The sequence below is a fragment of the Chitinophaga japonensis genome, assembly GCF_007830125.1.
Classification (GTDB): Bacteria; Bacteroidota; Bacteroidia; order Chitinophagales; family Chitinophagaceae; genus Chitinophaga; species Chitinophaga japonensis.
In genome coordinates, this window is sequence record NZ_VLLG01000002.1 from 1,762,604 (window position 1) to 1,787,242 (window position 24,639).

General features: G+C 53.4%; 27 protein-coding genes, 1 tRNA gene and 1 riboswitch. Of the genes, 11 read left to right on the forward strand and 17 right to left on the reverse strand.

Features of this window, described 5'->3' with window-relative positions:
• Positions 1-40: 40 nt before the first annotated feature.
• From LX66_RS07195 to LX66_RS07205, 3 genes are all read right to left on the reverse strand, one after another.
• Entirely contained in the window at positions 41-988 is a 948-nt protein-coding gene (locus LX66_RS07195; RefSeq protein WP_145711301.1) for a terpene synthase family protein, read from the reverse strand.
• Between the two features lie 110 nt (positions 989-1,098).
• The gene (locus tag LX66_RS07200; RefSeq protein WP_145711303.1) at positions 1,099-1,557 is read right to left on the reverse strand and encodes an SRPBCC family protein; all 459 of its coding nucleotides are present in this window, start codon (positions 1,555-1,557) and stop codon (positions 1,099-1,101) included.
• A 59-nt stretch (positions 1,558-1,616) separates the two neighbouring features.
• Complete coding sequence (locus LX66_RS07205; RefSeq protein ID WP_158642564.1) at positions 1,617-2,519, reverse strand: helix-turn-helix transcriptional regulator; 903 nt, start codon at positions 2,517-2,519, stop codon at positions 1,617-1,619.
• 132 nt (positions 2,520-2,651) lie between these two features.
• Between LX66_RS07205 and LX66_RS07210 the strand changes: the two genes are divergently transcribed.
• The 5 genes from LX66_RS07210 to LX66_RS07230 all read left to right on the forward strand — a co-directional run bounded on the left by LX66_RS07210 (position 2,652) and on the right by LX66_RS07230 (position 6,577).
• A complete protein-coding gene (locus tag LX66_RS07210) occupies positions 2,652-3,446 on the forward strand; it encodes a PhzF family phenazine biosynthesis protein (RefSeq protein WP_145711307.1) in 795 nt (264 codons plus the stop codon).
• A 4-nt stretch (positions 3,447-3,450) separates the two neighbouring features.
• Positions 3,451-4,239 (forward strand): PhzF family phenazine biosynthesis protein, encoded by a 789-nt coding sequence (locus LX66_RS07215; protein WP_145711309.1) that lies wholly within the window; start codon positions 3,451-3,453, stop codon positions 4,237-4,239.
• Positions 4,240-4,338: 99 nt separating this feature from the next.
• A complete protein-coding gene (locus tag LX66_RS07220; RefSeq protein WP_145711311.1) occupies positions 4,339-4,797 on the forward strand; it encodes a carboxymuconolactone decarboxylase family protein in 459 nt (152 codons plus the stop codon).
• A complete protein-coding gene (locus LX66_RS07225) occupies positions 4,794-5,711 on the forward strand; it encodes an EamA family transporter (RefSeq protein ID WP_145711313.1) in 918 nt (305 codons plus the stop codon). The genes LX66_RS07220 and LX66_RS07225 overlap by 4 nt, the downstream gene beginning before the upstream one ends.
• Positions 5,708-6,577, forward strand: coding sequence for a sigma-70 family RNA polymerase sigma factor (locus LX66_RS07230; RefSeq protein WP_145711315.1), 870 nt, complete (start codon positions 5,708-5,710; stop codon positions 6,575-6,577). The genes LX66_RS07225 and LX66_RS07230 overlap by 4 nt, the downstream gene beginning before the upstream one ends.
• Positions 6,578-6,583: 6 nt before the next feature.
• Here LX66_RS07230 and LX66_RS07235 read toward each other — a convergent pair whose 3' ends face one another.
• From LX66_RS07235 to LX66_RS07245, 3 genes are all read right to left on the reverse strand, one after another.
• A complete protein-coding gene (locus LX66_RS07235) occupies positions 6,584-7,498 on the reverse strand; it encodes a molybdate ABC transporter substrate-binding protein (RefSeq protein WP_145711317.1) in 915 nt (304 codons plus the stop codon).
• 17 nt (positions 7,499-7,515) lie between these two features.
• Positions 7,516-7,980 carry a DsrE family protein gene (locus tag LX66_RS07240; protein ID WP_145711318.1) on the reverse strand — a complete coding sequence of 155 codons (465 nt, stop codon included), beginning with the start codon at positions 7,978-7,980 and terminating at the stop codon, positions 7,516-7,518.
• Between the two features lie 81 nt (positions 7,981-8,061).
• Complete coding sequence (locus LX66_RS07245) at positions 8,062-9,054, reverse strand: c-type cytochrome (RefSeq protein WP_211366046.1); 993 nt, start codon at positions 9,052-9,054, stop codon at positions 8,062-8,064.
• Positions 9,055-9,248: 194 nt separating this feature from the next.
• Between LX66_RS07245 and LX66_RS07250 the strand changes: the two genes are divergently transcribed.
• From LX66_RS07250 to LX66_RS07260, 3 genes are read left to right on the forward strand one after another with little or no spacing between them, the layout of a single operon-like run.
• Positions 9,249-9,803: an RNA polymerase sigma factor gene (locus LX66_RS07250; protein WP_145711321.1), complete on the forward strand. Its 555-nt coding sequence runs from the start codon at positions 9,249-9,251 to the stop codon at positions 9,801-9,803.
• On the forward strand, positions 9,781-10,437 hold the full coding sequence (locus tag LX66_RS07255; RefSeq protein ID WP_145711323.1) for a hypothetical protein: 657 nt from the start codon (positions 9,781-9,783) through the stop codon (positions 10,435-10,437). The genes LX66_RS07250 and LX66_RS07255 overlap by 23 nt, the downstream gene beginning before the upstream one ends.
• A gap of 3 nt (positions 10,438-10,440) precedes the next feature.
• On the forward strand, positions 10,441-11,556 hold the full coding sequence (locus LX66_RS07260; protein WP_145711325.1) for a hypothetical protein: 1,116 nt from the start codon (positions 10,441-10,443) through the stop codon (positions 11,554-11,556).
• A 52-nt stretch (positions 11,557-11,608) separates the two neighbouring features.
• Here LX66_RS07260 and LX66_RS07265 read toward each other — a convergent pair whose 3' ends face one another.
• Positions 11,609-12,487 (reverse strand): ester cyclase, encoded by an 879-nt coding sequence (locus tag LX66_RS07265; protein WP_145711327.1) that lies wholly within the window; start codon positions 12,485-12,487, stop codon positions 11,609-11,611.
• A gap of 75 nt (positions 12,488-12,562) precedes the next feature.
• Entirely contained in the window at positions 12,563-14,479 is a 1,917-nt protein-coding gene (locus tag LX66_RS07270) for a beta-1,3-glucanase family protein (RefSeq protein ID WP_145711329.1), read from the reverse strand.
• A 95-nt stretch (positions 14,480-14,574) separates the two neighbouring features.
• Between LX66_RS07270 and LX66_RS07275 the strand changes: the two genes are divergently transcribed.
• Positions 14,575-15,708, forward strand: a complete 1,134-nt coding sequence (locus tag LX66_RS07275) for a polysaccharide pyruvyl transferase family protein (RefSeq protein WP_145711331.1) — start codon at positions 14,575-14,577, stop codon at positions 15,706-15,708.
• A 43-nt stretch (positions 15,709-15,751) separates the two neighbouring features.
• Here the strand turns inward: LX66_RS07275 and LX66_RS07280 are convergent.
• Together LX66_RS07280 and LX66_RS07285 are read right to left on the reverse strand one after the other, a co-directional pair.
• Positions 15,752-15,823: transfer RNA gene (locus LX66_RS07280), tRNA-Arg, on the reverse strand.
• 83 nt (positions 15,824-15,906) lie between these two features.
• Positions 15,907-16,476, reverse strand: a complete 570-nt coding sequence (locus tag LX66_RS07285) for a MarC family protein (RefSeq protein ID WP_145711333.1) — start codon at positions 16,474-16,476, stop codon at positions 15,907-15,909.
• 134 nt (positions 16,477-16,610) lie between these two features.
• Between LX66_RS07285 and LX66_RS07290 the strand changes: the two genes are divergently transcribed.
• Positions 16,611-17,195 (forward strand): helix-turn-helix domain-containing protein, encoded by a 585-nt coding sequence (locus tag LX66_RS07290; RefSeq protein ID WP_145711335.1) that lies wholly within the window; start codon positions 16,611-16,613, stop codon positions 17,193-17,195.
• 8 nt (positions 17,196-17,203) lie between these two features.
• Here the strand turns inward: LX66_RS07290 and cobC are convergent, their stop codons facing one another.
• From cobC to LX66_RS07325, 7 genes are all read right to left on the reverse strand, one after another.
• Complete coding sequence (gene cobC, locus LX66_RS07295; RefSeq protein WP_145711337.1) at positions 17,204-17,761, reverse strand: alpha-ribazole phosphatase; 558 nt, start codon at positions 17,759-17,761, stop codon at positions 17,204-17,206.
• Positions 17,746-18,522, reverse strand: a complete 777-nt coding sequence (locus LX66_RS07300) for an adenosylcobinamide-GDP ribazoletransferase (RefSeq protein WP_145711339.1) — start codon at positions 18,520-18,522, stop codon at positions 17,746-17,748. The genes cobC and LX66_RS07300 overlap by 16 nt, the downstream gene beginning before the upstream one ends.
• Positions 18,523-18,553: 31 nt before the next feature.
• Complete coding sequence (gene cobT, locus LX66_RS07305; protein ID WP_145711341.1) at positions 18,554-19,591, reverse strand: nicotinate-nucleotide--dimethylbenzimidazole phosphoribosyltransferase; 1,038 nt, start codon at positions 19,589-19,591, stop codon at positions 18,554-18,556.
• A gap of 1 nt (position 19,592) precedes the next feature.
• The gene (cobU, locus tag LX66_RS07310) at positions 19,593-20,096 is read right to left on the reverse strand and encodes a bifunctional adenosylcobinamide kinase/adenosylcobinamide-phosphate guanylyltransferase (protein ID WP_145711343.1); all 504 of its coding nucleotides are present in this window, start codon (positions 20,094-20,096) and stop codon (positions 19,593-19,595) included.
• Positions 20,097-20,167: 71 nt separating this feature from the next.
• Positions 20,168-20,767: a DUF6580 family putative transport protein gene (locus tag LX66_RS07315; RefSeq protein WP_145711345.1), complete on the reverse strand. Its 600-nt coding sequence runs from the start codon at positions 20,765-20,767 to the stop codon at positions 20,168-20,170.
• Between the two features lie 30 nt (positions 20,768-20,797).
• Positions 20,798-22,750, reverse strand: a complete 1,953-nt coding sequence (locus LX66_RS07320; RefSeq protein WP_145711347.1) for a TonB-dependent receptor plug domain-containing protein — start codon at positions 22,748-22,750, stop codon at positions 20,798-20,800.
• A 122-nt stretch (positions 22,751-22,872) separates the two neighbouring features.
• Positions 22,873-23,100: riboswitch (cobalamin riboswitch) on the reverse strand.
• 32 nt (positions 23,101-23,132) lie between these two features.
• Complete coding sequence (locus LX66_RS07325) at positions 23,133-23,783, reverse strand: tetratricopeptide repeat protein (protein WP_145711349.1); 651 nt, start codon at positions 23,781-23,783, stop codon at positions 23,133-23,135.
• A 146-nt stretch (positions 23,784-23,929) separates the two neighbouring features.
• On the opposite strand from LX66_RS07325, the gene LX66_RS07330 reads away from it, so the two are divergent.
• Entirely contained in the window at positions 23,930-24,613 is a 684-nt protein-coding gene (locus tag LX66_RS07330; protein ID WP_211366049.1) for a FadR/GntR family transcriptional regulator, read from the forward strand.
• Positions 24,614-24,639: the final 26 nt, after the last annotated feature.

Below are 24,639 nucleotides of genomic sequence, written 5' to 3' on the forward strand. Positions count from 1 at the left end.
CTATCAGCTTTCACCAGGAAAAGATTGCCGGGAAGCCCTCCTAAAATTTGTTATACCGCCCGGATTCCAGGTGCCATAAGTAATTACCCTTGAACATAAGCTGCAGGTGATGCGCATATTCCCGGAACAGCTCATTATAGGGGCCAAAATCCGGCGCATGCTCCTTCAGGCGCAGGAAGGTATTGACCTCCTCATCATGGACATGCGCCATTTCTACAAAAGCGTCTTCCAGGCTGCACCGGCGTTCCTGTTGGATCACCAGTACCAGGTTCATGATCTGACCGGCATCCAGCTCCTTTTCTACAGAATAATAATCATGGCACCAGGCAATGATACGCACAGCGGACTGCCGCAGCTCCCTGACATGGGGATGGAACAGTAATTCATGGGGCATAAATGACGGCATGTAAAGCTCTGTGATATCCTGGTAGATATGCATGCCAATTAAATGCTCGCGCAAAAATATATACTGCTGAATGGAAGGATATTGCTGTGCTGTAAAAAGCCGTTCCATGAGCATCCCTTCATAAAAATAGCTGAGGTCACTGTTCCAGCGCTGCATCCAGGTAGCCGGTACCAGCGGCTGCAATGCTTTCCTGAACAGCACAAACTGGTGTAGCATATCTCCTTTATCATGGGGGACATGATTCCCGGCCATAATGGATCCACTTTTCAGCAGGTAAGATTGTAATTCATCGTAAGAAAATTTGTCTGTATAATCATCGTGAATAAACAACAATAGCACCAGCCGGGCGCCTACCTCCAGTGCCTCATAGCTGGCCTCCGGGTAAAAGCAGGAACTGAGCATACCAAAGCGGCACTTTTTATAATAGGCCCGCTGTGCTTCAGACAGGAATAGATATTCATGGTCGATCCATCCACTGATGGCCGCTTCAATTTCCTGCTCATACGGATTCCGGTGGGCGCCCTCCTGCACATCAAAAGGGTATTGCAAAGCGGGTAACGCTGCAGGTGTCATAATGGTCATAGCGAGGTTTTCAAGGAATGGTTAAAAAATACAGCGCGCCGGCAGCAGCGCGCTGATGGCTGTATAAAAATAAAACAGCCGCATGCGATAAAAATTCAGTAGTGATCTTTTTATTGCCCTTCCTCTACCAGTTTTTTGACCTGCTCCAGGATGGACGCCCAGCCGCCATCGGCAATAGTATGTTGGTAGCGCTCCTGCCCGTTGGCTACATTGGCGTAGTCGCCCTGTGTAACGTGCAGGGAGGTATGCCCGTTTTCCGCGGTCAGCGTATAGGTAACGGTCAAATAGTTTTCCGGGATGTCCGGTATCTTCGGGTCATTGGGGTCGATCACCGTATAGGACAGGAATTTTTCCGGCTCTATTGCTTTGATATGGCCTTTCACTGCCGTCATTTCCACCCCTTTGAAATTACCTTTCCACAGCAGCGTACTGCCAGGTTGCCAGTTGGTGACCGGCTCACAGCCGAACATATATTTTTTGGTCTGCACGGGATTTACCAGGGCGTCCCATACTTTGGCGGCTGTTGCATGGATCACAATGCTGTTGGCTACAATTAATGGCGTGCTCATAATATTGCGTTTTTATTACGCCACAATATTAGAAAGTTTGCACGGGGGCGCGTTGCGTTTTACGGATTATTTCTAACCAAAAAGGGAGTGACGCCGAATTTCTTTTTAAAAGCGTTGTTGAAATGTTGCGGAGTGGCATAGCCCAGCTCTGCGGATATTTCCGCCGCGCTCTTTTGTGTATCCCGCAGGTACTGGTGCGCCAGTTGCAGGCGCTGTTCGGTAAGGTAGCCGAACACGGTATTGTGAAAGGTTTCCTTGAAGCCCCGTTTCAGCTTGTACTCATTGAGGCCTACCGCCCGGGCTATCTCGGAAAGGTTGGGCGGGCAGTGCAGCCGCTCATTCACCAGGTCCCGCGCGGCAATGATCTTTTCCTTGTCTGTTTTGTTCCTGATAAATGCATCTTTCCGGCTGTTGGCTAGTTGATAAGATTCTGCGCACAGCACCAGCAGCTCAATGCTTTTGGAGAGCAGGAACAGTTGCCTGAGATCGCCGGCGTACCTGCAATGCAGGATCTGCTGTATCACCTGCTGGATAGGCGTATCAATAGCGCCCCACTGTTCGGACAGCATCACGTGCCTGCCTGCCATAATATCGGCCGCAAAGCGTTGCAGCGGCTCGCTGGCATTTTGCGTGAACTGTACGAACAGATCCCGGGGAAACTGTATGCCAAAGGTTTCCAGCCGCAGCGTTTTGTTGTATACCGTGATATCGAACCCACGGGAGTACATAATATTATGATGCCCGCCTACCAGGTCGTAGTGCTTATCAAGCTGTTTGTAGTAGAAGCGGTAATCGCCCTTCAGCCCGAAATGGAACCGCACCACATCCTCCTGGCTGCTGCCGCCAAAGCTGCTAAGCTCCCGGAAGGTGGAGACGGCGTGCCCGATCAGGATACCGTTGCAATGCCAGTGCGTGGCCTGTGTTTCGCCCTTGTCATGTGTGCGTTGATGTTGAGCTTCCATAGTCATGATGCTGCAATGGGCCAAAATTACAAAATGTCTGGCGCCTATCTGATATGGTCAAAATTCACAAAACTGAATCTGTATTGTCCGGCGGATTTTACCGAATATTGTGCTGGTTAAAAAATGAACAGCATGAATATTCCCTTTTTCCAGGCAGATGCCTTTACCAGCGTACCCTTTAAAGGCAATATGGCAGCGGTGTGTATCCTGGATGACGAGCTGCCCGAAACGCTGATGCAGCAGATAGCTGCGGAGAACAACCTGGCGGAAACGGCTTTTGTAAGGCCCGCCGGCGGGCAGTTTCACCTGCGCTGGTTTACTCCGGTGGTAGAGGTGCCGCTTTGCGGCCACGCTACCCTGGCCACGGCGCACATACTCTGGCAGGAAGGGCTGGCGCAGCCGGGGGCCGCCATACATTTTGAGACCCTGAGCGGCACGCTCAGCGCCGTGAAGGAAGAGGATTGGATCACGCTGAATTTTCCCGCCCTTACCGGCATGCCCGCGCAGTTACCCGCGGAAATAAAAGAGATACTGGGCGTGGAGCCGCTGCATACCATAGACGTATTTAACCGCTACCTGGTGGAAGTGGCCACGGCCGCGGAAGTAGTGGCCGCAGCGCCGGATTTCGGGAAGCTGGCCCGCCACCCGAAAGTGATCATCACTGCAAAAGGCGAGGCAGGCTCCCCCTATGATTTTGTATCCCGCTTTTTTGCGCCCTGCATAGGCATTGATGAAGACCCGGTAACCGGTTCCGCGCACTGCTGCCTGGCGCCCTACTGGGGCGGGAAGCTGGGGAAAACGGAGATGCTGGCGTACCAGGCATCCGCCCGTGGCGGGGTATTAAAGCTGAGGCTGGAAGGAGACCGCACCCTGCTGTCCGGGCAGGCCGTTACGGTGATCAAAGGCATGTACACGTTAAATATATAATACCATGCAGTTACCATTGTATAAGATCGATGCATTTACCGACCGGCTGTTTGGCGGCAATCCCGCCTGTGTGGTGCCCCTGCAGGAGTGGCTGGAAGACGCGCTGCTGCAGCAGATTGCCAGGGAGAATGCCGTACCGGAGACCGCTTTTTTCATTCCCGATGGCAACCGTTTTGCCCTGCGCTGGTTTACGCCCGACCTGGAAATGGACCTCTGCGGCCATGCCACCCTGGCTACCGCGCATGCGCTGAAAACCATCCTGCACCACCCGGAGGAGACCATTGTGTTCACCTCCCGGAGCGGCCCGCTGGAAGTAAGCGTGCACAACGGGCTGTACACCCTCAACTTTCCCTCCCGCAATCCCGTGCCTGCGCCGCTGCCGGACATTATCCGCCAGGCGCTGGACCGGCAGCCCCGGGCCGTACTCAAAGCGCGTGATTACGTGCTGGTGTACGATTCGGAAGCGGATGTGCGCGATATACAGATCAACCGTTCCATCTTTGACCAGATCAACCTGGACCCCGGCGGCATGATCATAACCGCCAAAGGCGAGCACTGCGATTTTGTGTCCCGCTTCTTCACCCCGCAGACCGTAATGTTCGAAGACCCGGTGACCGGCTCTGCACACTGTTCCTTAATTCCTTATTGGGCGGCACAGCTCGGCAAAAAGGAAATGGAGGCCGTGCAACTGTCTGAAAGAACAGGCCGCCTGCACTGCGTGGATAACGGCGACCGGGTGCTGATAGCCGGGCAGGCCAGGACCTATGCCATCGGCACTTTGTGGACGGAATAGACCCGCAAAAAAAAAATTCTTTAAAACCTGTCACGTTTCGATACCCCTGCTTGTCTTATCTGTGTATTTAATTTTTTAAACGCAAAAAAGTAACAGAAAATGACACAGAGAATTGCATTGCAGGACGCGAACAAAGGTTTGTTGGATGGTATGATGAAAACCGAGTTCTACCTGAAAAAATCCGGCCTGGACCTTAAGCTGCAGGAACTGGTAAAATACCGGGTATCACAGATCAATCATTGCGCCTACTGCCTGGACATGCATCACAAGGAGGCCGTTCACCTCGGCGAAACGGAGCAACGCCTGTACTCCCTCGTAGCCTGGAGAGAAACGCCTTACTATACGGACAAGGAAAGAGCGGTGCTGGCCCTGGCGGAAGCCGTTACCCACATCAGCCAGGATGGGGTGAGCGATGAAGTGTATAACAATGTGGCCGCCTTCTTTACCAAAGCGGAAATTGCGGACCTGGTGGTGGCCATTGCGCAGATCAATGCCTGGAACCGTTTGAACGTAACTTTCTGCACCATACCGGGCGGATATGAAGTAGGGTCCATATGAACACGGGATTATTAAAAGGCATATTGCTGGTGGTGGCCGGGGCTGTGAGCTACGCGGTGCTGGCCATCATTGTCAGGTTTGCCTATAATGAAGGCTATACTACCATTGAAGTGATCACCTCCCAGTATACGCTGGGGTTGGCGGTGCTGGGCGCGGTTACGCTGCTGAAGCGCAAAGCGCCCGGGCCTGCCGCTACGCCTGCCGGCAGGTATGTGCGCTGGCAACTGGCCGCCGGCGGGGTAGCTTACGGGCTCACCGGCGTATGTTATTACATGGCCGTAAAATACATCCCCGTATCCATATGCGTGGTGCTGCTGATGCAGACCATCTGGATGGGCATTGTGCTGGAAGCGCTGCTGCGCCGGCAGTTTCCCGGCTGGGGCAGGTGCCTGGCCGTGCTGACGGTACTGGCAGGCACGCTGCTGGCTACTAACGCCATCCGCAATGGCCATGCGCTGGACGCCCGGGGCATTGCCTGGGGACTGGCGGCAGCGGTTACCTATACCATCATGCTGTTTGTATCCAACCGCGTTGCGCTGAACATGTCCCCCTATGAAAAGGGCTGCTGGACGCTGGCAGGCGCTACCGCGCTGGTGCTGCTGATAGGCGCCGGGCAGTTCGGCGGCGGGTTTAATGTATCCATTTTCTGGAAATGGGGCCTGCTGCTGTCCTTGTTCGGCACCATCCTGCCGCCGGTGCTGTTCAATACCGGGATGCCCAAAACGGGCATCGGGCTGGGCTCCATCCTGATCTCCGCAGAGATACCGGTATCTGTGAGCATGGCGTACTTGTTGCTGCATGAAACCGTGCTGGCATCGCAATGGCTGGGGATCGTACTGATCATCACCGCTATTGTACTGATCAACTTCAATGTTTTGAGAAAAGAGTTTAAAACGGCCGCGTCTTGCTCATGAAAGATTATCACCAGGCACTATTTCCTTACGCATACAATATTCTCGGCTCTGCCGAAGATGCGAAGGACGCCATACAGGACGTGCTTTCCAACTACGTGGCGAAGCCCCGGGAGGAGGTGGAGAACGAGCGCAATTACCTGATCCGTTCCGTGATCAACCATGCCATTAACCTCCGCAACCGCCGGAAGAAGGTGAACCTGGGCGAAGTATGGCTGCCGGAGCCCGTCGCTACGGAAGCGGCAGATACCGACATTAACCTGAAGGATATTGTATCCTACTCCATGCTGGTGCTGCTGGAGCAGTTGAACCCGAAAGAACGGGCCGTGTTCATACTGAAAGAGGGCTTCGGCTATTCCCACCAGGAAATAGCCGAAGTGCTCTCCGGCACGGAGGAGCTGTCGCGCAAGCTGCTGAGCCGCGCCAAAAACAAGCTGGGCGCCGCCCGGGAGGAGGTAAAGGTGCGGCGCCGCGAACGGGTGCCCACGGAGACGCTGGAAAAGTATGTGAACATGATCCGCGGCCGGGATACCAGCCGGCTGGAGAACATGCTGGCAGAAGACATTACCTTCTATGCAGATGGCGGCGGCAAGGTGAACGTGGTAAGAAAGATCTGCACCGGCGCGCAGGAAGTGGCGGACCTGCTGGTATATGTATTCGAGAAATATGAACAATCTGCCACCATCATCGCTACAGAAGTAAATTACCAGCCCGCGCTGCTCTTTTTCGTGAAAGGGCGGCTGCTCTCCTGCCAGGTGCTGGGTATTGAAGCGGCCAGCGGCCGGATCTTCCAGATCAATACCGTAGTGGACCCGGCAAAGCTTAAAAATATAGCGGAACAGGCCAAAGGGAAGGGAACAAGGCTTTAAGATGCCTTATTCCGTTTCAAACCCATACTTCCGGTATACCGCTTTTGCAGCCGGGCTTACCAGGAAATCCATAAAATCACGGGCCGCCTGCGGGTGGGGCGCTTGCTGAAGCCGCCCGGCCACGTAGGTGGCCCGTATGTTTTCCTGCTCCGGGATGGGCACTACCTCCACCGGGTGGCCCAGCAACTGCTGGTAGCGCGCTTCGGAGTACCATACCGGCCCGGCATCGGACTGGCGGTAGAGGATGCGCATAGGCGTTTGCCGGTGATGGATCTGGGTTAGGAAGGTGCTGCCGTCCTTCACCTTGGTATCCATGATCTTTGTTTGCAGCGCTTCGCCGCCCGCCTTAACATAGGCCGCGGTGATCTGCCGGCCAATGCCTTCCCAGGCCGGGTTAGGCATGCTTACCCGCACGGCCCCGCCGCCCAGGTCCACCAGCCCGCGGATGTGCAGCGGGTTGCCTTTCTGCACCAGGATGGCCAGCTTGTTGTAAGCATAGGTGGCCGTATCACTGAACAGGGATTGCATTTGCGCAATGCGCCCTTTACCGGCTGTATATACATCCGGCCGCAGGGTAATGTGCAGGTTGCCGATGGTAATGGCGCCGCCGCTTATTTGTTGGGCCAGGATGCCCGGCGGCAGGGTTTCCACGAATATCCGCCGGTATTGCGGGTGCGCTTTTTTGAAAGCCGCCAGCAGCTCGTCGATGCACATGAACTGGTTGCCCGCAAAGAACACCACCAGTTGCGGGTCATTGATATCGCCGTACAGGTCCGGCACATTGTCCACGCCCGGGATGGTGAACATGACCCCGCTGTGCGGGGGTGTGTTCCAGGGCGGATCAAAACGGTGATCCTGCGCATGGGCAATAGCGGTGGTGAGCATCATGATAATGATGCCGTAGCAACATGTTCTTTTCATGGTAATATATAGTTGGTTTAAGGTTTAATAACAGACCAGCCCTGTGCCTGGCGGATGATCAGCTCCCCGTTGCCGCTGGGTACAATGGCAATGAAATCATATAGTTGTTCGCGGGACAGCTTTCTTTCCTTCAGCGTGTTGTTGCACTGCGCCACGATCACCCCTTTTTCTACCAGCGCTTTCAGCGCCGCCTCATAGGGGCTGCCTTTGAGGAAAGCATCCGTACCGCCGCTGAAAGCTACCAGCTCCAGGGTGACTTTGCCTGCCAGGCGCGGATCGGTAAGCGCATTATTGATATTGCGGATGGCCTTCTCAATAATTTTCGGGTTATTCGTGTCCAACTGGTAAATGGCATGGTAAGCCGCCTGCGTGGCGGTAGCGCCGCTGAATGCACGGTTCCTTTCCAGTGCTTTCTCCGTGGTTTGCGCATGTGCGCCGAAGCTGAACGCCAGGCAGAGCAGCGCGAGTGATAAGTGTTTCATTCGTTGGTTTTTGTTTTTTTAAGGTCTCATGGAACCTCGCATGAAACATGTTCCGCATTGGGTAATGTTGCCTGCTCGGTTTCATTCGTTGGTTTTTGTTTTTAAAATGGGTATAAAAGGTCCGTACTTGTGCTGGCTGGCGGGGAAGGTATCCGCGTAGGGGCCAAAAGGAAAATCTACGGGTTTCTTTTGCACGTTCTTCCAGTCCATGCTTTGATCTTTGTGCGGGCGGGGCTGGCTGTTCACAAAGGCCGCCACGTCCCAGGCTTCCTCGTCCGTGAGCTGCGGGTGATGATAGTCCGTGCCGAAAGGCATGTTATACTTTACAAAGCCCGCAAAGTTGCCCAGGCGGTACAGGCCCGCACCATCGTTATAGCTGTGCGGCCCCCACAGCGGCGGATAGGTGTACCCGTAGTCTTCCGCATTGCGTTGTCCCTGGCCCTTGCTGCCGTGGCAGGACCGGCATTGGGCATTGTACACAATCCTGCCCGCAGCAGGATCTGCCGCGCGGTCCAGGTATGGCGGTTTCTTAATACCCGTGCCGCCTCTTTTCACGCCTTTGGGCACATCGCCGCCCAGCCATTGCATATAGGCATAGATGGCCTGCATTTCGCGGCTGCTGCTGTCCAGCGGCTGACCGTTGAGGCTGCGCTGCAGGCAGTCGTTGATGCGGGCGTAGATGCTTTGCACGCCGTTATTGCGGGCGCGGAACTGTGGGTAGGTGGCGTACACCCTGCCGAAGTTGTTGCCGAAAGGCCGGGTGCCGCCGTCCAGGTGGCAGTTCTGGCAGTTCATGCCGTTGGTGATGCGCGCTACGGCGCCCCGCGGCCCCAGGTAGCGGGCGGTATTGGTGATCAGCGCATGCCCGTAGGCGATCAGTTGTCCGCTGTCGCTGTACGCCGGTATCTGGGAAGCGTTTGTACCGCGCCATACGGTATCCACGGGCTGGGCCGCCAGCCAGGCGGCGAACTGCCGGTCTGCTTCGCGTCGTCTTTTGTAAGCGCGGATGCTTTTGCCGGCAACTACCACGGCGATAATGGCGAGTAACATTACAGGGAACCAGTGTTCTTTCATCTTTTTAATGGTTGGTTGGTGGTGTAGTAGAATGATTGCGGTGTAAAAGTAGAACGCGGCGCAGTGCGAGGGAAATGACCACTTTTTATGCCGGATAACCATATGTTATAAATGATTATTTTGGGTCAGGCAACCCTTTACCTGTACACCGCATTTATATTGATATAAACCATTGAACAGCCAGTTAACAGTTCATGCAGTTATCGGAATTAGTTAAGCAAGCAAAACGGGGCAGCGCTGCTGCGCAGCAAGGTATGTTTGACCGCCTGGCGGACGGCATGCTGATGGTGTGCCGGCGCTATGTAAAAACCCGGGAGGATGCGGAGGAGCTGATGCTGGATGGTTTTTACAAGTTCTTTAAAGCGCTGCCGGCTTTCCGGTACCAGGGAGATGCGGCGCTGTACGCCTGGCTCAAAAGGATCATGATCAACGAATGCCTGATGTTCCTGCGCAGGAAGAACGCATTTGTGATCGTGTCGGAAACCGTGGCGGAGGACATCCCGCTGGAAACGGATATCCTGGACCAGCTATCCGCGGCGGATATCTTTAACCTGGTGGTGCAGTTGCCGGCCGGTTACCGCACCGTGTTCAACCTGCATGTGATAGAGGGCATGCATCACGGGCAGATAGCGGAGCTGCTGGGCATTTCGGAGGGCACCTCCAAATCCCAGCTAAGCAAGGCCAAAGCCTTATTACAGAAAATGCTGGCGCATAAAAATATTACGTATGTCAAACGAAGCACACAATGACGCGTATCCCTGGAGGGACCGGCTGGATGGGCTGGAAAGCCTGCCGGGCGAGGCGGGGATAGATAAAGCGGCTGCATGGGAAAAGCTCGGCAGGCGGCTGCACGGGAAGCAACGCAGGCGGTATGCCGCCTGGTACTGGTCTGCCGCCGCAGTAGTATTGCTGGCCGTGCTGCTGCCGGCTTTGATGTGGAGGCATCCGCAAAAAGGGTCGTTGGTAGTGACGCCGCCTTCGCCGCCGCTTCCTGCGCCAGTTAAGAATGTAGTGGTGAAAACACCACCGGTAACACCGGCAGCACCTGAAGTACCTGGAAGAAAACAACCTGCACTCCTTCCGCATCCTGATACGGCAACAGGGGAGGCATTGGCTGCCATTCCCCCTGCTGCTGATACAGCTCGGTCTGTGAGCAGCCGGCCCATACCTTCTTTTGACTCCATGCTGGCCCGCGTTACCACCGCGCCGGTGAAGAAAAAGATACGGGTAGTGCATATCAATGAGCTGAACGATGCCGCCAGCCAGGCAGCCATAGATGAGGAATACAAGCCATTTAAAATAAAATTCAACAACCCTTCCGGGTTTGCCAGCCAGACGATCGTCGGCAGTACCGCGCAACCGGAGCGACCTTCCAAAAATTAACAGATGAAAAAAAGAATGATCTACTTACTGGTGCTTGCTGCAGGCATCAGCGGGCCGGCCTGTGCCCAGGATGAGCGTACCCCTACTAATGAAGGGCAAACATTTGAGCTGCCGGACAAGGCGGTGAACAGGCGTTTCCTGGTTGAACTGGACAAGGGCAACAAGATGCAGATAGAGCTGACGGATATAACGGACCTGGACCGGGTAGGGAATATCGACTCCCTGGTAAAGGTGTTCCTGCGGGACATGCTGCCTTTCCGGGACTCCCTTTCCGACGAGCTTTCCTATAAGCGTATTGATTATGTAGTGGATGCAGCAGACAGGAAAAAGGTGCGCATCCGGCAGTTCACCCCCTACAGCCAAAGCTACGTGGTAACGCAGGGAGACGCGGCCGCGCTGCGGCTGGAGCAGGATTCCATTCACCTGCTGGGCACCTGGACGGCCGGTGACAAGAAAGGCAGCAAACATTATTTCCGTATCAGCTTTTTTATGAACCGGTTTGATGAGCTGGCCGGCTATGCAGACGGGCGGCTGCAGGAGAAGGCCCGCATTATCCGGGAAAAGGAGAGCAGCCCCTGGGTGAAGGGAAAAGAAGGGCGCATGTACCTGAAAGCAGATCAAAGTATTTCAGGAAAGCAGACCAAAGGCTACTTCCGGGCGCCAGACGATTTCCTGAGCCTGAACCAGTCCGTTAGCATCCAGAATTATAAAAATTATTTTGTGCCGTCTTTCAGCCTGGGCGCCACTGCTTTCTTCAGCTCCATATTTACCAATGTTTTTATCCGGCATGAGCTGGGCGTTTACTGGGAGCCTAATTTTTTCTTTGCCCGCAACAGCGAGGGCAGGCTCAAAACTTACCGGAACGATTTCCTGACGGTGGTGTATGGGCAGGGCCCGGCCAGGGACAAGGATAAGGGGAAGGAGCCGTACCTGCGGTTCGTCGTTTCCCTGGGCTATCTTATACACCGTGAAGGCGATTATTTTGAGAAAAACACATTTCGCCTGGGAGCCGGCCGCCTGTCATTATTTGAGGGCAAGACCAAACTGGAGCCGGTGCTGTATTTCCATGATTTCCTGAAGGGCGTAACACCCGGCATACGGTTGATACAGAACTTTTAAACAAGCAGGGATGCCATGCGGTGAGGCATGGCATCCCTGCGGTTATAGCAATTCATTGGCGGGCATCTGCTGCCGTGTACACGCCCCTGTCTGCCCGGATGTGCAGTCTTTTCATCATGGCAGACGCATCAAAGCCTTCTTTCTTATAAGCTTCCTGTACGGCTGCTTTGGCCTGGTCCAGCGCTTCCTGGCTTTCCCATTGGGCTACGGTTATGCAAACCAGGTTGCCTTCTTCATCGGTGTATTCATACACTGCATCTTCTACGAAGCCGGGCAATTGTTTAATGAAGCGCCGGTTAATGCCTGTCCTTTCGAGGAACTCGCTCTTTCCTGCCGCCGGCACAAAGAATTTGTCAATGAAGTACACCGCATCCGGCTGCGGTTTTTTAGCAGCCAGCGAAGCCAGGTTTTCCGGCAATACTTCCAGTTGTTGTAAGAAGCCCAGCGCATCGGTGAGCAACTGTGTTTTTACGACCTTGCCATCTTTCATGTCATACACGGCCATGCCGGTGTTGCTGACCTTTTTGCCCGTGGGGGCATAGTTCCGGAGCTGCCCTGTATGGGTGGCTTCAATATGCCATTTAACGGCCACTTTATCATCTTCCGCAATGAGCTCATCAATTTGCCATTGTATGTCCGGAAGGCCTTGCAGTATCGGGGCTACCTGGGTCATAAATCCTTCCGGACCTTTTTCCCCTTGTGCGCCGGTATAATCCGGGGACACGTAATCCTGTAATAAGGCGGTGTTTCTTTTGTTCAGGCACTGCTCGTACACAGCGCGTACTATTTCCTTGTTCTGTTGAGCGGTCGTCATTTTATCCTCCTTGATTTTTGTGCGGTTGTTAATGTGCGATGTTTCCTGTGCGGCGGTGATACCTGGCAGCAGTATTGCCGTCAGCAGCAGGTATAACACCGTGTTTGTGGATCTCATGGCCTTTATTTTCCACAAAAATAGCACGGAGGTAAAAGGTGAAATTGTAAAAAATCATTGATCTGGCAGGGCAAGCTATTGCTTCACGATCTTTACCCGCTGCTGTTTCCCGTTTTTACTGCCGATAGCAATAACATAGATACCGGGCGCCAGCGATGACAGGGAAAGGGTGCTGCCAGGGTCTTTAAAATGCAGGAGCCGGCGGCCGTTTATGTCATACACATCAAGCGTTCTTACCTGGTTGTTATTACGGAGATAGAGCTGTTCCCCCGCGGGATTGGGCCACAGGGTAATGGCGCCGTCCGCAGGTTTTGCTGCCGGCGCCTCCACGGCCAGCCTGGCAGATGACGATGCTGCGCTGGTAATGGTCAGGTAGTTGAGATTGAACCCGCCGGTAGCGGTGGCGATGCCAATGCTGTAAGTACCGGCAGGCAATGTGACGGTATGTGAAACATTGCTCCACTGCTGCCAGCCACCGGTATTGGGTATGGCAACGCTGCCCAGTTGCGTGGCGCCGGCATCTTTTTCCAGCCGGAGGGCGGTATTGGCATTGGGGCTGGCCACGCGGTACTCCACGCGGTAGGCCCCGCTTACGGGAATGGTGACCTGGTAGGACATCCAGTCCCCGGCGTCTATCCAGCCCACATTCCGGCCGCCGCCGGCATCGGTGGTTGCCTCCACGTCAATGCCGGACATATACTCATAATCTTCCGCCTGGATAACGATGGCAGCAGGAGTGGATCCGGCAAAGCCACCTATGGTAACGGTGGCCCGCAATGGGGAAGGCGCATTGATAGTAGAGGAGTGATTAAAAACATCATCGTAGCAGAAGGCGTACGTGAGGCCATTGAGGCTGATATCGCTGCGGTGCCAGAATTTGCAATACCAGTTGTAAGGCGAGGCCTGGTAATATCCGGATGCATTGGAAAGATCCTGTACAGCACCGGCGGGCAACGAAAGATCGATGGCGTGGCGGTTAATGGCGGCGCATACCTGGGCCTGCACTACTTTGTCCCACTCCCCGCCGGCGGCCAGCACGCCACTGCCTTCCATGGCTTCCGTATTGGTAGGTTTGCGGGTAATGGTTCCTACCTGCCCATCGGAAGCCCTGGTGAATATAAATGCATCCCCGGACACACGGCCGCTCCAGGTGCCCGCATCACCGGAATTGAAAACGAGGTTATCGTTCCGGTACCTGGACCAGATCGCATCTATATAAGCGTTGAAGTAACCGGCCTGTGCGCCGTTACCCTGGAAAGCCGGGGTTTTTGAAGGGAATTTGATAATGCCGTTGGCAGCATCATAGCAGCCCGCAAAATCAGCCGGCGCGGTAGCCTGCCACAGGGAAAGTACCTGGTCATGGGGGATAAATTCTCCCACTTTCTGGTAAAAAGCGTTGTTGCCCCATACTTCCAACCCCATCGGGAACTGGTATCCATCCACGCGGGTAGTGTTGGCCCAAAGCCCGTTTGCGGCATTGGTAAGCTCTATCATTTCAAACCGGATGCCCTGGTTGGGATCATTGGGATTGGCGAGATTGGGCGCTGCATAGCCGCTTGGCGCGCCGGATGCGCCGAAGAAATAGAGATAGAGTTGCGAGTTAAAGGAGATCAGCATGCGGCATCCTTCAATACCCGGTATGTTGATGGTTTTATTCGGTATCTCACTGAGCCGGGCAAAACAGTTGGCATACCTACCATTACCGCCTGGTCCTAAATCGCCGTTATATACCGGTCCGGGTACGGTGTTGTCAGCTACATTCATCAGATGCACTGCGCCGGTCCTGGTATCAATCCACACGTGATTGTCATTGATGATACCCACTACCGCCACATATATATTGGCGTCTGCATACTGTGAGTTGTTGCTTAATGTAAACGGGACGATGGGCTGTGCCTGCGTATTGCTGTTTACCAGCAGGGTTAAGAATAGCAGTAAAGCCAGGCGTGTACACCACGCTGTGATGAGGGAAAATAAAGATCTGGTTTTCATGGATATAGGTGTTAGATTAACAAATGATCGTACATTAAAAATAAAATAAAAAACCGGGATGGAGCCACTCAAAAAATTTTGTTACTTTAATACCTATGAATAACAGTATAAAAAAAATTGCACTGATCGGCATGTATGGTGGGTATTACCGCGGTGATTATAATCCCGGTTGTATCATGATTTGCTTAAAAACCTACCAGGAGCTAGAAAAACGTATAGAAAATTGTGAAATAGATATTTTTGCTATTGATAATAAAACCCAAAACGATGAAATTGTTAAGGAGCATAAAAATGGCCTTAACATCAATTTTTTTCCTGCCAGGGCGGGAGTGTCACTTCTAAATTCAATTTTTTCTAAATACGATGCCCTGGTTATTGGAGGAGATGTGGTTTGGAGTGAATACTATGAAAAAGAAGGAAAAATTTTTTTCCTGGATTCTGGATCTTTTTTAGCCACAGAAAAACCATTAGTATTATTTAATTGCGTACACAGGTTCAATTCAGTAAAGACAAAAGAAAACTTATTTATCAATATAGAGAAAAGATCCAGATACATTGCTGTAAGAACTGATTTCTTTAAAAACGAATTAAATAAAATAGGGGTTAGTAATGTCAAAGCTATCCCTGACCCGGTACTGGATCTTGAGTTAAAAAAAGTAAATAAAAAAGTAAGTAAAAAGCCATTGATCGGTATTTCGGTTTCCCTCAAATTGTGTGACCCCCTTATTTCAGTACTAAAGCATTCCGATTTATCTAAATTCGATGTTTGTTTTTATCCCTACAGCCGTCAATATGACAACCATATCACGGTAATGAAAATGAGAAGTGTTTTTGGCGATAAATTTTCATATATTTTAGAGTATAAAGACCCGGTAGAGACATTTGAAATGATCGCTGGTTTTGATATCTCGGTTAATGATACCTATCATGGAACTATTGCCGCCCTCATTCAAAACATACCGTTTGTTTGCATTAATACGGAGCCACCTATTAGTTCGAGAATCACCCATTTATTGAAGCCTTTTAAACTGGAAAACCGGATCGTTTCGATTTACCCTGAACCAGGGGAAAGTGATATTGAAACATCAAACCGGTGTTTTCAGGAGTTCAATGCCCTGATTAGTGACCCGCCAAGGGTAGATAATGATCAGCTAAAGGAGGTTAAAAAACTAATTCAAAAGCATTTTGATGACATGGCCGGTATTATCAAAAACGGTTCGCCTGAATAAGGGTGGGGGTTGTTTTGCAAGTGGTTGATTGTCAATTTTTTAGTAGCCTCGACAGGAATCGAACCTGTATCTGGAGCTTCGGAAACTCTTATACTATCCATTGTACTACGAGGCCAGGTTTTCCCTCCCAAATCACCCGTGCCCGGGTGGGAAAGGAAGGCAAAGCTAAGGTTTTAGCGCAGAATTACAAAACCATTTCTACATGCCCAGGTTACTCTTGAAGATCTTCACGGCAATGGCCAGCAGGATCACCCCGAAGAACTTACGCACCACCATCAGCCCCGCTTTGCCCAGGATGCGCTCTATCCAGTGCAGGGAGCGCAGCACAATGAAGATGATCACCAGGTTCAGCAGGATGCCCGCCAGGATGTTGTACTCCCCGAAGTTGGCCTTCAGGGACATAATGGTGGTAAGCGTACCGGAACCGGCTATCAGCGGGAAGGCAATAGGCACCACGCTGCCCGTTTTGGTATCACCTTCAGTGCTTTTGAAGAACTCGATGCCCAGGATCATTTCCAGCCCTATCACGAATATCACGATGGAACCGGCCACAGCAAAGGAATGCACGTCCACGCTCATCAGTTTCAGGAAAGGCTCGCCTACCAGCAGGAAACCCACCATCAGGAAGCCGGATGCCAGTGTAGCCTTGCCGGCATCTATATGCCCTAGCTTCTCCTTCAGGGATATCAGTACCGGTATGGAGCCAACAATATCAATAACGGCAAACAGGGTAAAGGTAATGGCCAGGATCTGATCAATGCTGAACATGCGGAACGATATATTTTATACAAATATAATTTATTATATGATTGCTTATAGTATGTTAAAAAGTTGCTTATTGCCCTGCTATTCGCTTTCTTTGTTCAGTAAGTATAGCACGTCACATGATAATTGCTTAGCGTATGACTGAAGATATTATCATCCAGATCAGTAATAAGATAAAGGAAAAGCGGAAATCGAGAGGCATTACGATACAGGAACTGGCAGACCGGGCGGATGTTAGCAAAGGGCTGATCTCCCAGATAGAAAATAACCGTACCGTACCCTCCCTGCTGGTGTTAATCAATATTATCAAGGCCCTTAACCTGGACATGAACGAGTTCTTTCATGAGATCGGCCAGCAGCAGCAAAGCAGCAAGATCATTATTAAAGAGGCGGCGGCCTACGAACCTATAGAAAAAGAAGCGGCCAAAGGATTCCTGTACAAGCGGGTGCTGACCAAAAGTGTAAAGCACTATCCCGTGGACATTGTGATACTGGAGCTGAAAAAGGGCGCCCGGCGCAACAGCATGGTCAAAACAGATGCCTATGAATACAAGTATGTCCTGCAGGGAACGGTAGAATACCAGATCGAGGATGAAAAGCATGTGCTGCACACGGGAGACTCCATCTTTTTTGACGGCCGCCTGGGCCACAAACCGGCCAACATCGGGGATGATGACGCCAAAATACTGGTGGTGTACTTTTTCCTGGAAAGCGAGAGCTGATATATAAATTATTCGTTCATTCCCAATACCTCCACTTTTCCGTCCTTTACATGCAGGCGCGCCATGCGCCCGTATTCCACCCGCAGGTCGAATGATCTTTCCAGCGGGATGTTGCCCGCATGCGCCAGCAGGGAGCGGATCACGCCGTGATGGGTGACCAGCGCCACATCCGTTTGCCGGGCCGTGATCTCCCGGAATATCTCCAGGCTGCGGGCATACAGGTCTGCATAGCTTTCGCCGCCGGGCACGCGGGTGTATACGTAATTGTCCATCCAGGCCTGCAGGGCGTCGGGGCCCAGGTCGTCCCAGCGCTGCATTTCCCAGTCGCCGAAATTCAGCTCCTTCAGCCGGTGGTCTGTGGTAAAGTTGTCTTCAAACAGGAAACGGGCCAGCTTGCTGCAGCGTTGTAAGGGGCTGGCATATACGGTCAGCGGTTTGGCCGGCAGCAGTTGCTTGATGCGGGCGGCTTCTTCAGTAAAGGTATGGGCCACGTCCAGGTCAGAAAATCCGTAACAGGTGCCTCTTTCAATAGCCGGCGTGGTATGCCGGATCAGGTATATTTCCATTCCACAATGCAAAAGCACAAATATACAACTGTTTCTGCAACCTGCTGAACGGCGCCCAGGCAGTCGCCGGTATAGCCGCCTATCCAGCGCCGTATCAGGCGGCTCATATAAGCGCGCGCCAGCCAGAGGGCGGGCAGCAGCAACAGCAGCCGGTACTCCTGTAGCAGGATAAGGGCGGCCAGCAAGGGCAGCAACCCGAATATGCCGGCCAGGGCCAGTTCCGGCCCGGTAATGCCTTTGGACACCGGTTTGGCCTTGCTGTCCTCGTTCTCCCGCACATAAGGATGGGTGTAAATAATGGTGACCGCCGTAAAGCGGCTAAGGGGCTGGGCCACCGCGATGGCGGCCAGCGCGGGCAGCAAGGGGAGGGACTGCAGGGCGTAAAATTTCAGGAGCATGAGCAGTAGCAGCCCCAGCATGCCAAAAGTGCCGATGCGGCTGTCCTTCATGATCAGCAGTATCTTTTCTTTAGTCCAGCCGCCGCCAAAGCCGTCGCACATATCGGCAAATCCGTCCTCGTGAAAAGCGCCGGTGGTCCAGATGCCCGCCGTCAGGCATAGCAGGATGCTGACGGTCCAGGGCGCAACAAAATGCGCGCCGTACAGCACCCCGCACATAACAGCGCCGGTGATCCAGCCAATGAAAGGCAGGTAGCGGGTGGCCTTGCTTAGCAGGCCGGTAGCATGGTGCATGTTACGGCCCACCGGTATGCGGGTGTAGAACATTACGGCGGTGAGCAGCAATCGCCATTGTTGTTGCATAATTCCTATATCTTACTTCTTACTTCCTACTTCATACCTCATTCTTCGTACTCACCTGTGCATCGGCAAAGCTGGCCATATGTTGCAGGAAGGCGGTAGCGCATTGTATCACCGGCATGGCCATGGCGGCGCCGGTACCTTCGCCCAGGCGCATGTCCAGTTGCAGCAGGGGAGCTACCTGCAGGTGCTGCAGCATGGCCCGGTGCCCCTTTTCATGTGAGCAGTGCGAGAAAATGCAATAGTCCGTAACAGCGGGCTGCAGCCGGTGAGCGGCCAGCAGGGCAGCGGTAACAATGAACCCGTCTATCACCACGATCATGCCCAGGGCGGCAGCCTGCAGGATGGCGCCGCAAAGCATGGCTATTTCAAAGCCGCCGTAAGTGGCCAGTGTTGTCATTGCATCTGCGGGCATACCATGGCGGTTCAGCGCCTCCTGCAGGATCACCGTTTTACGGGCTACCTGCTGCGGCGTGCCGCCGGTGCCTGCGCCGGTGCAATCGGTTATGGGCAGGCCGGTAAAACAGCTCATTAGCAGGGAAGCGGACGCGGTATTGCCGATGCCCATTTCGCCAAAGCCAATGGTGTTGCAGCCCTGCTGATGAATATACTGTACTATTTCCGCGCCGGCTTCCATGGCTTTTTCACATTGCTCCGGGCTCATGGCCGGTTCATGGAGATAGTTGCGGGTGCCATAACCTATTTTACGGTCGTTGAGCCGGGCATGAGCCGGAAAGGAGTGGTTTACGCCGGCGTCCACGATCACCAACTCTACCTGCAGTTGCCGGCACATGGCATTGATGGCGGCGCCGCCCTGCAGGAAATTGTACACCATCTGCGCGGTGACTGCCTGCGGGTAGGGATTGACCAGCCCTTCTGCCGCAATGCCATGGTCCCCGGCAAATACGGCAATGGTAGGCTGAACAATGGCCGGCTCCAGCGTTTGCTGTATCAGCCCGGCCTGTAAGGCAATCGCTTCCAGCCGTCCCAGCGAGCCGGGCGGCTTGGTCTTCTGGTCTATTTTCTCCTGCAATGCAGCCGTGAGCGTGCGGGAGAGAGGAGAGATCTGCATATCATTTAATTGTTACCGGTATACCGGACACCATCAGTACCACTTTTTCTGCGTGCCGGGCAATGTATTGGTTGGTCCATCCCTGCAGGTCGGTAAATTTGCGGCCCGCTTCCGTTTCCGCATGTACGCCCATGCCAATCTCATTGGTCACCATGATCAGGGTGGCGTTTTTATTTACCAAAGTGTTTATTTCCTGCTGGATGCTGTAAAGGGCGGCGTTCACGTCCTGCTTGTGCTGCATAAAAAAATTGGTGAGCCACAGGGTGATGCAGTCTATAACGGCTACCCGGCCCTCCAGCGGCAGCAGGCTTACATACAGTTGCTCTTCGTAATTGGTCCATTCAGGTCCGCGGTCCTGCCGGTGGCGGCGCACCCGTTCTTCAAAATCATCGTCCCAGATGCTGGCGGTAGCTACGTATATCGGTTCAGGTGATAGTGACAGCGCCAGTTCCTGTGCATAGCTGCTTTTACCGGAACGGGCGCCGCCTGTTATTAAATAGATCATGGAAAGTAGGAGGTAAGAAGTAAGAGGTATGAAGTATGATGAAGGAAGATTGAAGTATGATTTCATGCCTCTTACTTCATACTTCTTACTTCATATATCCTGCTTCCTATTAACTCAAAGCCTCCAAAGAAGATGGCGCCGTATACCACGTTGCCGATGAACATATATTTCATATAGGGAACGGCCATGGCGTAGCAGCGGAGCAGGCCGTTCGCGTCTTTCGTATACAGTTGACCGGTAGAAGGGTCTGTACAGCCGCCCAGCCACACGCCAAAATCCGTGATCAGCCAGTGCGCCACTGCGGCAACGGCTGCTGCTATTACGATATTCCCGATGTTCACTTTTTTAATGATCAACTGCCCGGCCAGCACCATGGCCGCAAAGCCCAGGTAGGTCCAGGCCCAGCCCTGGTACAGCAACTGGCCCTGCGCAAATTCAGGATAAAAAACCTGCTGCACGATCACATCGCTGATAAAAAGCGTGAGCAGCGGAAAAACATAGGATTTCCAGCTACTGTTAAAATAAGCGCCGGCAAACAGCGCCATGGCGCCGATAGGAGTAACATTGGAATAGGGCGTCACCTGTCCTTCGCCCAGTATGCGCAGCATACCGCCTGCCAGGATGAAGAGCAGCAATAGGCTGAAACGAGGGTTCAGATTTTTTAGAGACATGATACAATGGTTTTATGAGCGTTCCGTAATTTATAAATTAATTGTCACTCCTGTCATAAAATTAAATTTCCGGGCATTGTATCCCCGCACATCAAAATATTGCTGGTCGGTGATGTTCCGGAAATCCGCAAATATCTTCAACTGCCGGATGGGCCTGTACTCCGCGTAGGCGCCCAGGGTATAGTAATCGCCCAGCACAAACGGCGCGGCCCCGAAAACGCTTTCCCACCTGCGGCTGATGTATTTGTACTGTGCGCTTACATACAGGGCCGGTGTAAGCTGGTAGCCCAGTTCGGCATTCAGCGCATGTTTGGGCCGGCGGTACAGGTTGTAGTAGCTGGTGTCCTGTTGTTCCACCTTCCCGTTCACGTAGGTGTAATTTACATTCAGGCTCAGCGCCCGGGTAATGTTCCAGCCGGCTTCCAGCTCGCCGCCATAGGCTTTCTGTTTGTCGGCATTGGCATACTGGCTTCTGAAGGTAGTGGGATCGGTGTAGAAGATGATCAGGTCGCGGGTCTCGCGCTGGAAGCCCACTACGCGCAGGTTTACCCGGTTCTGCCACAGCGCGCCCTGGTAGCCTGCTTCATAGTTGATGGAAGACTCGGGCAGCAGGTCTTTATTGCCATATTCAGAATACAACTGGTACAGGGTAGGCACCTTGTAAGCGGAAGAGATATTGATGAACAGCTTGTGCCGGTCATTGAGCAGGTAGGAGGGGTTGAAGGAAATGGTCTGGTTATTCCCGTAAATATTGTGATAGTTGAAACGGCCGCCCACTTCCAGGTTAAACCCGCCTACGTTGTGCAGCAGCAGGGATGCATAGTGGCTGAACTGGCGGGTATGCGCGCTGTCCGGTGATATTTCGGAAGGCGGGTAGGCGGCATATTCATCCATGTACAGGCTGTACTGGTCGGTATTGGAAGTGCGGAACTCCGCGCCGGTCACCAGTTGCAGCTCGCGGGTCACGTCCCAGTTTACATAGGTTTCCACCTGGTGCGTACCGGACTCAAAACGGCCATCGGAATATTTGGTAGGAAAGGATGATTTTGGAATATAGCCGGAATCGTTAGTAAGCTGCCGTTTGTTGCGCTGGTAGCTGTACACCAGGGTCCAGGCGCCCTTGTTAAAGTTATACCGGCTGCTGAAGGCGTTCAGCAGGTACCTGTTATGCAGGTGGTAGTCCTCGTCGTCGGTAAAGGCGGCTTCATCCAGGTCTGCGCGGTAATCGCTCCAGTTCACCAGGTATTGCAGTTGCCAGCGGTCCGTTACCTGCAGGCCGGCCTTGGCAAATACGCTGTGACGTTTAAAGCCGTCCTTGTCAAAGCCCGCGCTGCCGGTGCTGTCATAGGCGGTGGAAAATCCTTCGGAGCGCTTGTACTGGTAGCCGGCCAGGTAGGAGAACTTCCCGGCGCTGCCGTTCACGCCGGCGCCGCCCTGCCAGGTATCGTAGCTGCCATAGGCGCCGTTGGCGCTGACGCCGATCTTTTTATTGCCCGGCTTTTTAGTGATGATGTTGATCACGCCGGCCACCGCGTCGGAGCCGTAGAGGGTGGACTGGCTGCCCCGCAGTATTTCAATACGCTCTATCTGGGTAACGGGAATGAAATTCAGGTCAAAGGCATTGGATATCTGGGAGGCGTCGTTCACCGGGATACCGTCTACCAGTATCAGCGTATTGCCGGTAGCGGCGCCCCGCATATATACGTCCTGGTTAGTGCCCGGGGCGTTCTCGGCGCCGTTCACCACCAGCCCGGCCTGGTTGTTCAGGATGGCGGAGAGCGGTTTGCCGCTGTTCCTTTGCAGGTACTCCTGCGGGATCACGGTTACTACTTTGCCGGATTCCCCGGCCTTGCGGGCGAACTTGGTGGCGGTCACCACGATCTCGTTAAGCTGGTTGGCATGGGAGGTATCCTGGGCATTGGCAATCGTGCCGCCCGCCAGGATGGCAAGGACTGGAAGAAAAATGTAAAATTTCCTGCGCATAAAATTCCGATAAAGGACTTAAAGATGATAAAATATGCGCTGCGGGAGATTGTACGAAGAAAAGAATACAGGCACCTGTGCAGGTGCTTACATTCCCTGGCCTTTCACCCGAAAGCGCTTGAATGACAATAATGCACCTGGCAGGTCTTCTGACTTTCCTGCTCCCGGGCCGCCTTCCCATCCGCACCGGTAGGTACCGGTACAAACAGTGGCATGAGTGGCCTGGAAAACGCTCCGTGCGGCGAGGGCCGGTACGGATGCAGGATTACAGCTACGGGGATAGTTCCGGATTCTCACCGGATTCCCATTTTAATCCGCCGGGGGGCGGAACCAAATGCGGGGCAAACCTAAGAAATAATGTGCGAATGTGCTAATGGGCACATCATCCAGGCATCCTGGAGATGTACCTGTCCATTTCTTTTATCTGGCTTACGATCTGCGCGGTAGTAGGTTTCTGCGCTTTGGCGCGGCGGAAGAAATCCTTGGCGGACCTGAAGTCGCGGCGGCTCATGGCAATAGAGGCCAGGGTGAGCAGCGCAGCGGCGGTGTTCTCTTTGTCCGGCAGGCCCATTCTCACGGCTTTCTTCAGGTTCTGGTCCGCTGTTTTCAGGTCATTCTTCTGGTAGGCGATGGTGCCCAGTTGGAAATACTGCATGCTCTCGTACTCCTTCATCGGGCTGCCGCTTTTAATGCTCTGGCGGATGGTGGCTTCCGCTTTATCCAGGTCCTGGTCATACATGGCCAGGTTGCTCTGCATGAAATAATATACGGAACGGATGGGCTTATATAACAGCTTGGGAAACTGCACCTTGTTCATGAGGGCCATGGCTTTTTCCACATCGCCGGCTTCCACCGCTTCCTGCACCAGCCGCATGGGGCCGAACATGAAGTGGGTAACCAGGCATATCACGGCCAGCAGCAGGGGAATGGTGGCTTCCCACCAGCCTACGGTAAATCCCAGCGCAATGCCGCCTAACAATAACAAGATACCGATCGGTAAACGGTATAGAATAAAGAAGTTAAATGCTTTCATCCGTACTACATGATTTTTTTAAGGGTCGGATGGAACCTCGCATAACATCCTTCGTAATGAAAGGGTATCGTGCTCGGTTTCATATTAAAATATCCACAGAGGGGGCAAAGATAATATAATTCCTTACCTTTGAAACATCAGATGATATGATGAGCAGACTACCTACTATCAAAAGACACAGCCTGGCCGATGCCGTGGCGCAACGCCTGCAGCAGCAGATATCCCTGGGGCAGTACCAGCCGGATGACAAGCTGCCGCCGGAACCGGCGCTGATGCAGGAGTTTGGCGTAGGCCGCTCCACCATCCGGGAAGCGGTGCGCATACTGGCCAATGCCGGCGTACTGCGGGTGCAGCAGGGGCTGGGCACTTTCGTGGAGACCCCTTCGGATGCTGCCGAACCTTTGGCGCAACGCCTGAAGCGCGCGGAACTGAACGACCTGGTGGAAGTGCGCCAGCTACTGGAGCTGAAGATCGCGCAGAAAGCGGCCATGCACCGTACCGGCGCCGATATTGAAAAGATGCGAGGCTTCCTGCAGCAGCGCAGCGAACGGGCGCAGGCCAATGATGTGGAAGGCTGCATACAGGCCGACATCGACTTTCACATCAGCATTGCGGCGGCGGCGCAGAACGCGATCCTGGCAGACCTGTACAGCACGGTGGCCCGCCACCTGAAAAAGCAGTTCACCACGCTGCATACCAGCACCCGGGCCTTCCTGGAAACACAGCACCTGCACCAGCAACTGCTGCAGAGCATCATAGACCGGCAACCGGAAAAAGCCTGGCAGTCCGCCACCCGCATTACGGAATACCAGGCCCAAAAGCATCAATAACCAATATAGCATAACCGCTTAATATT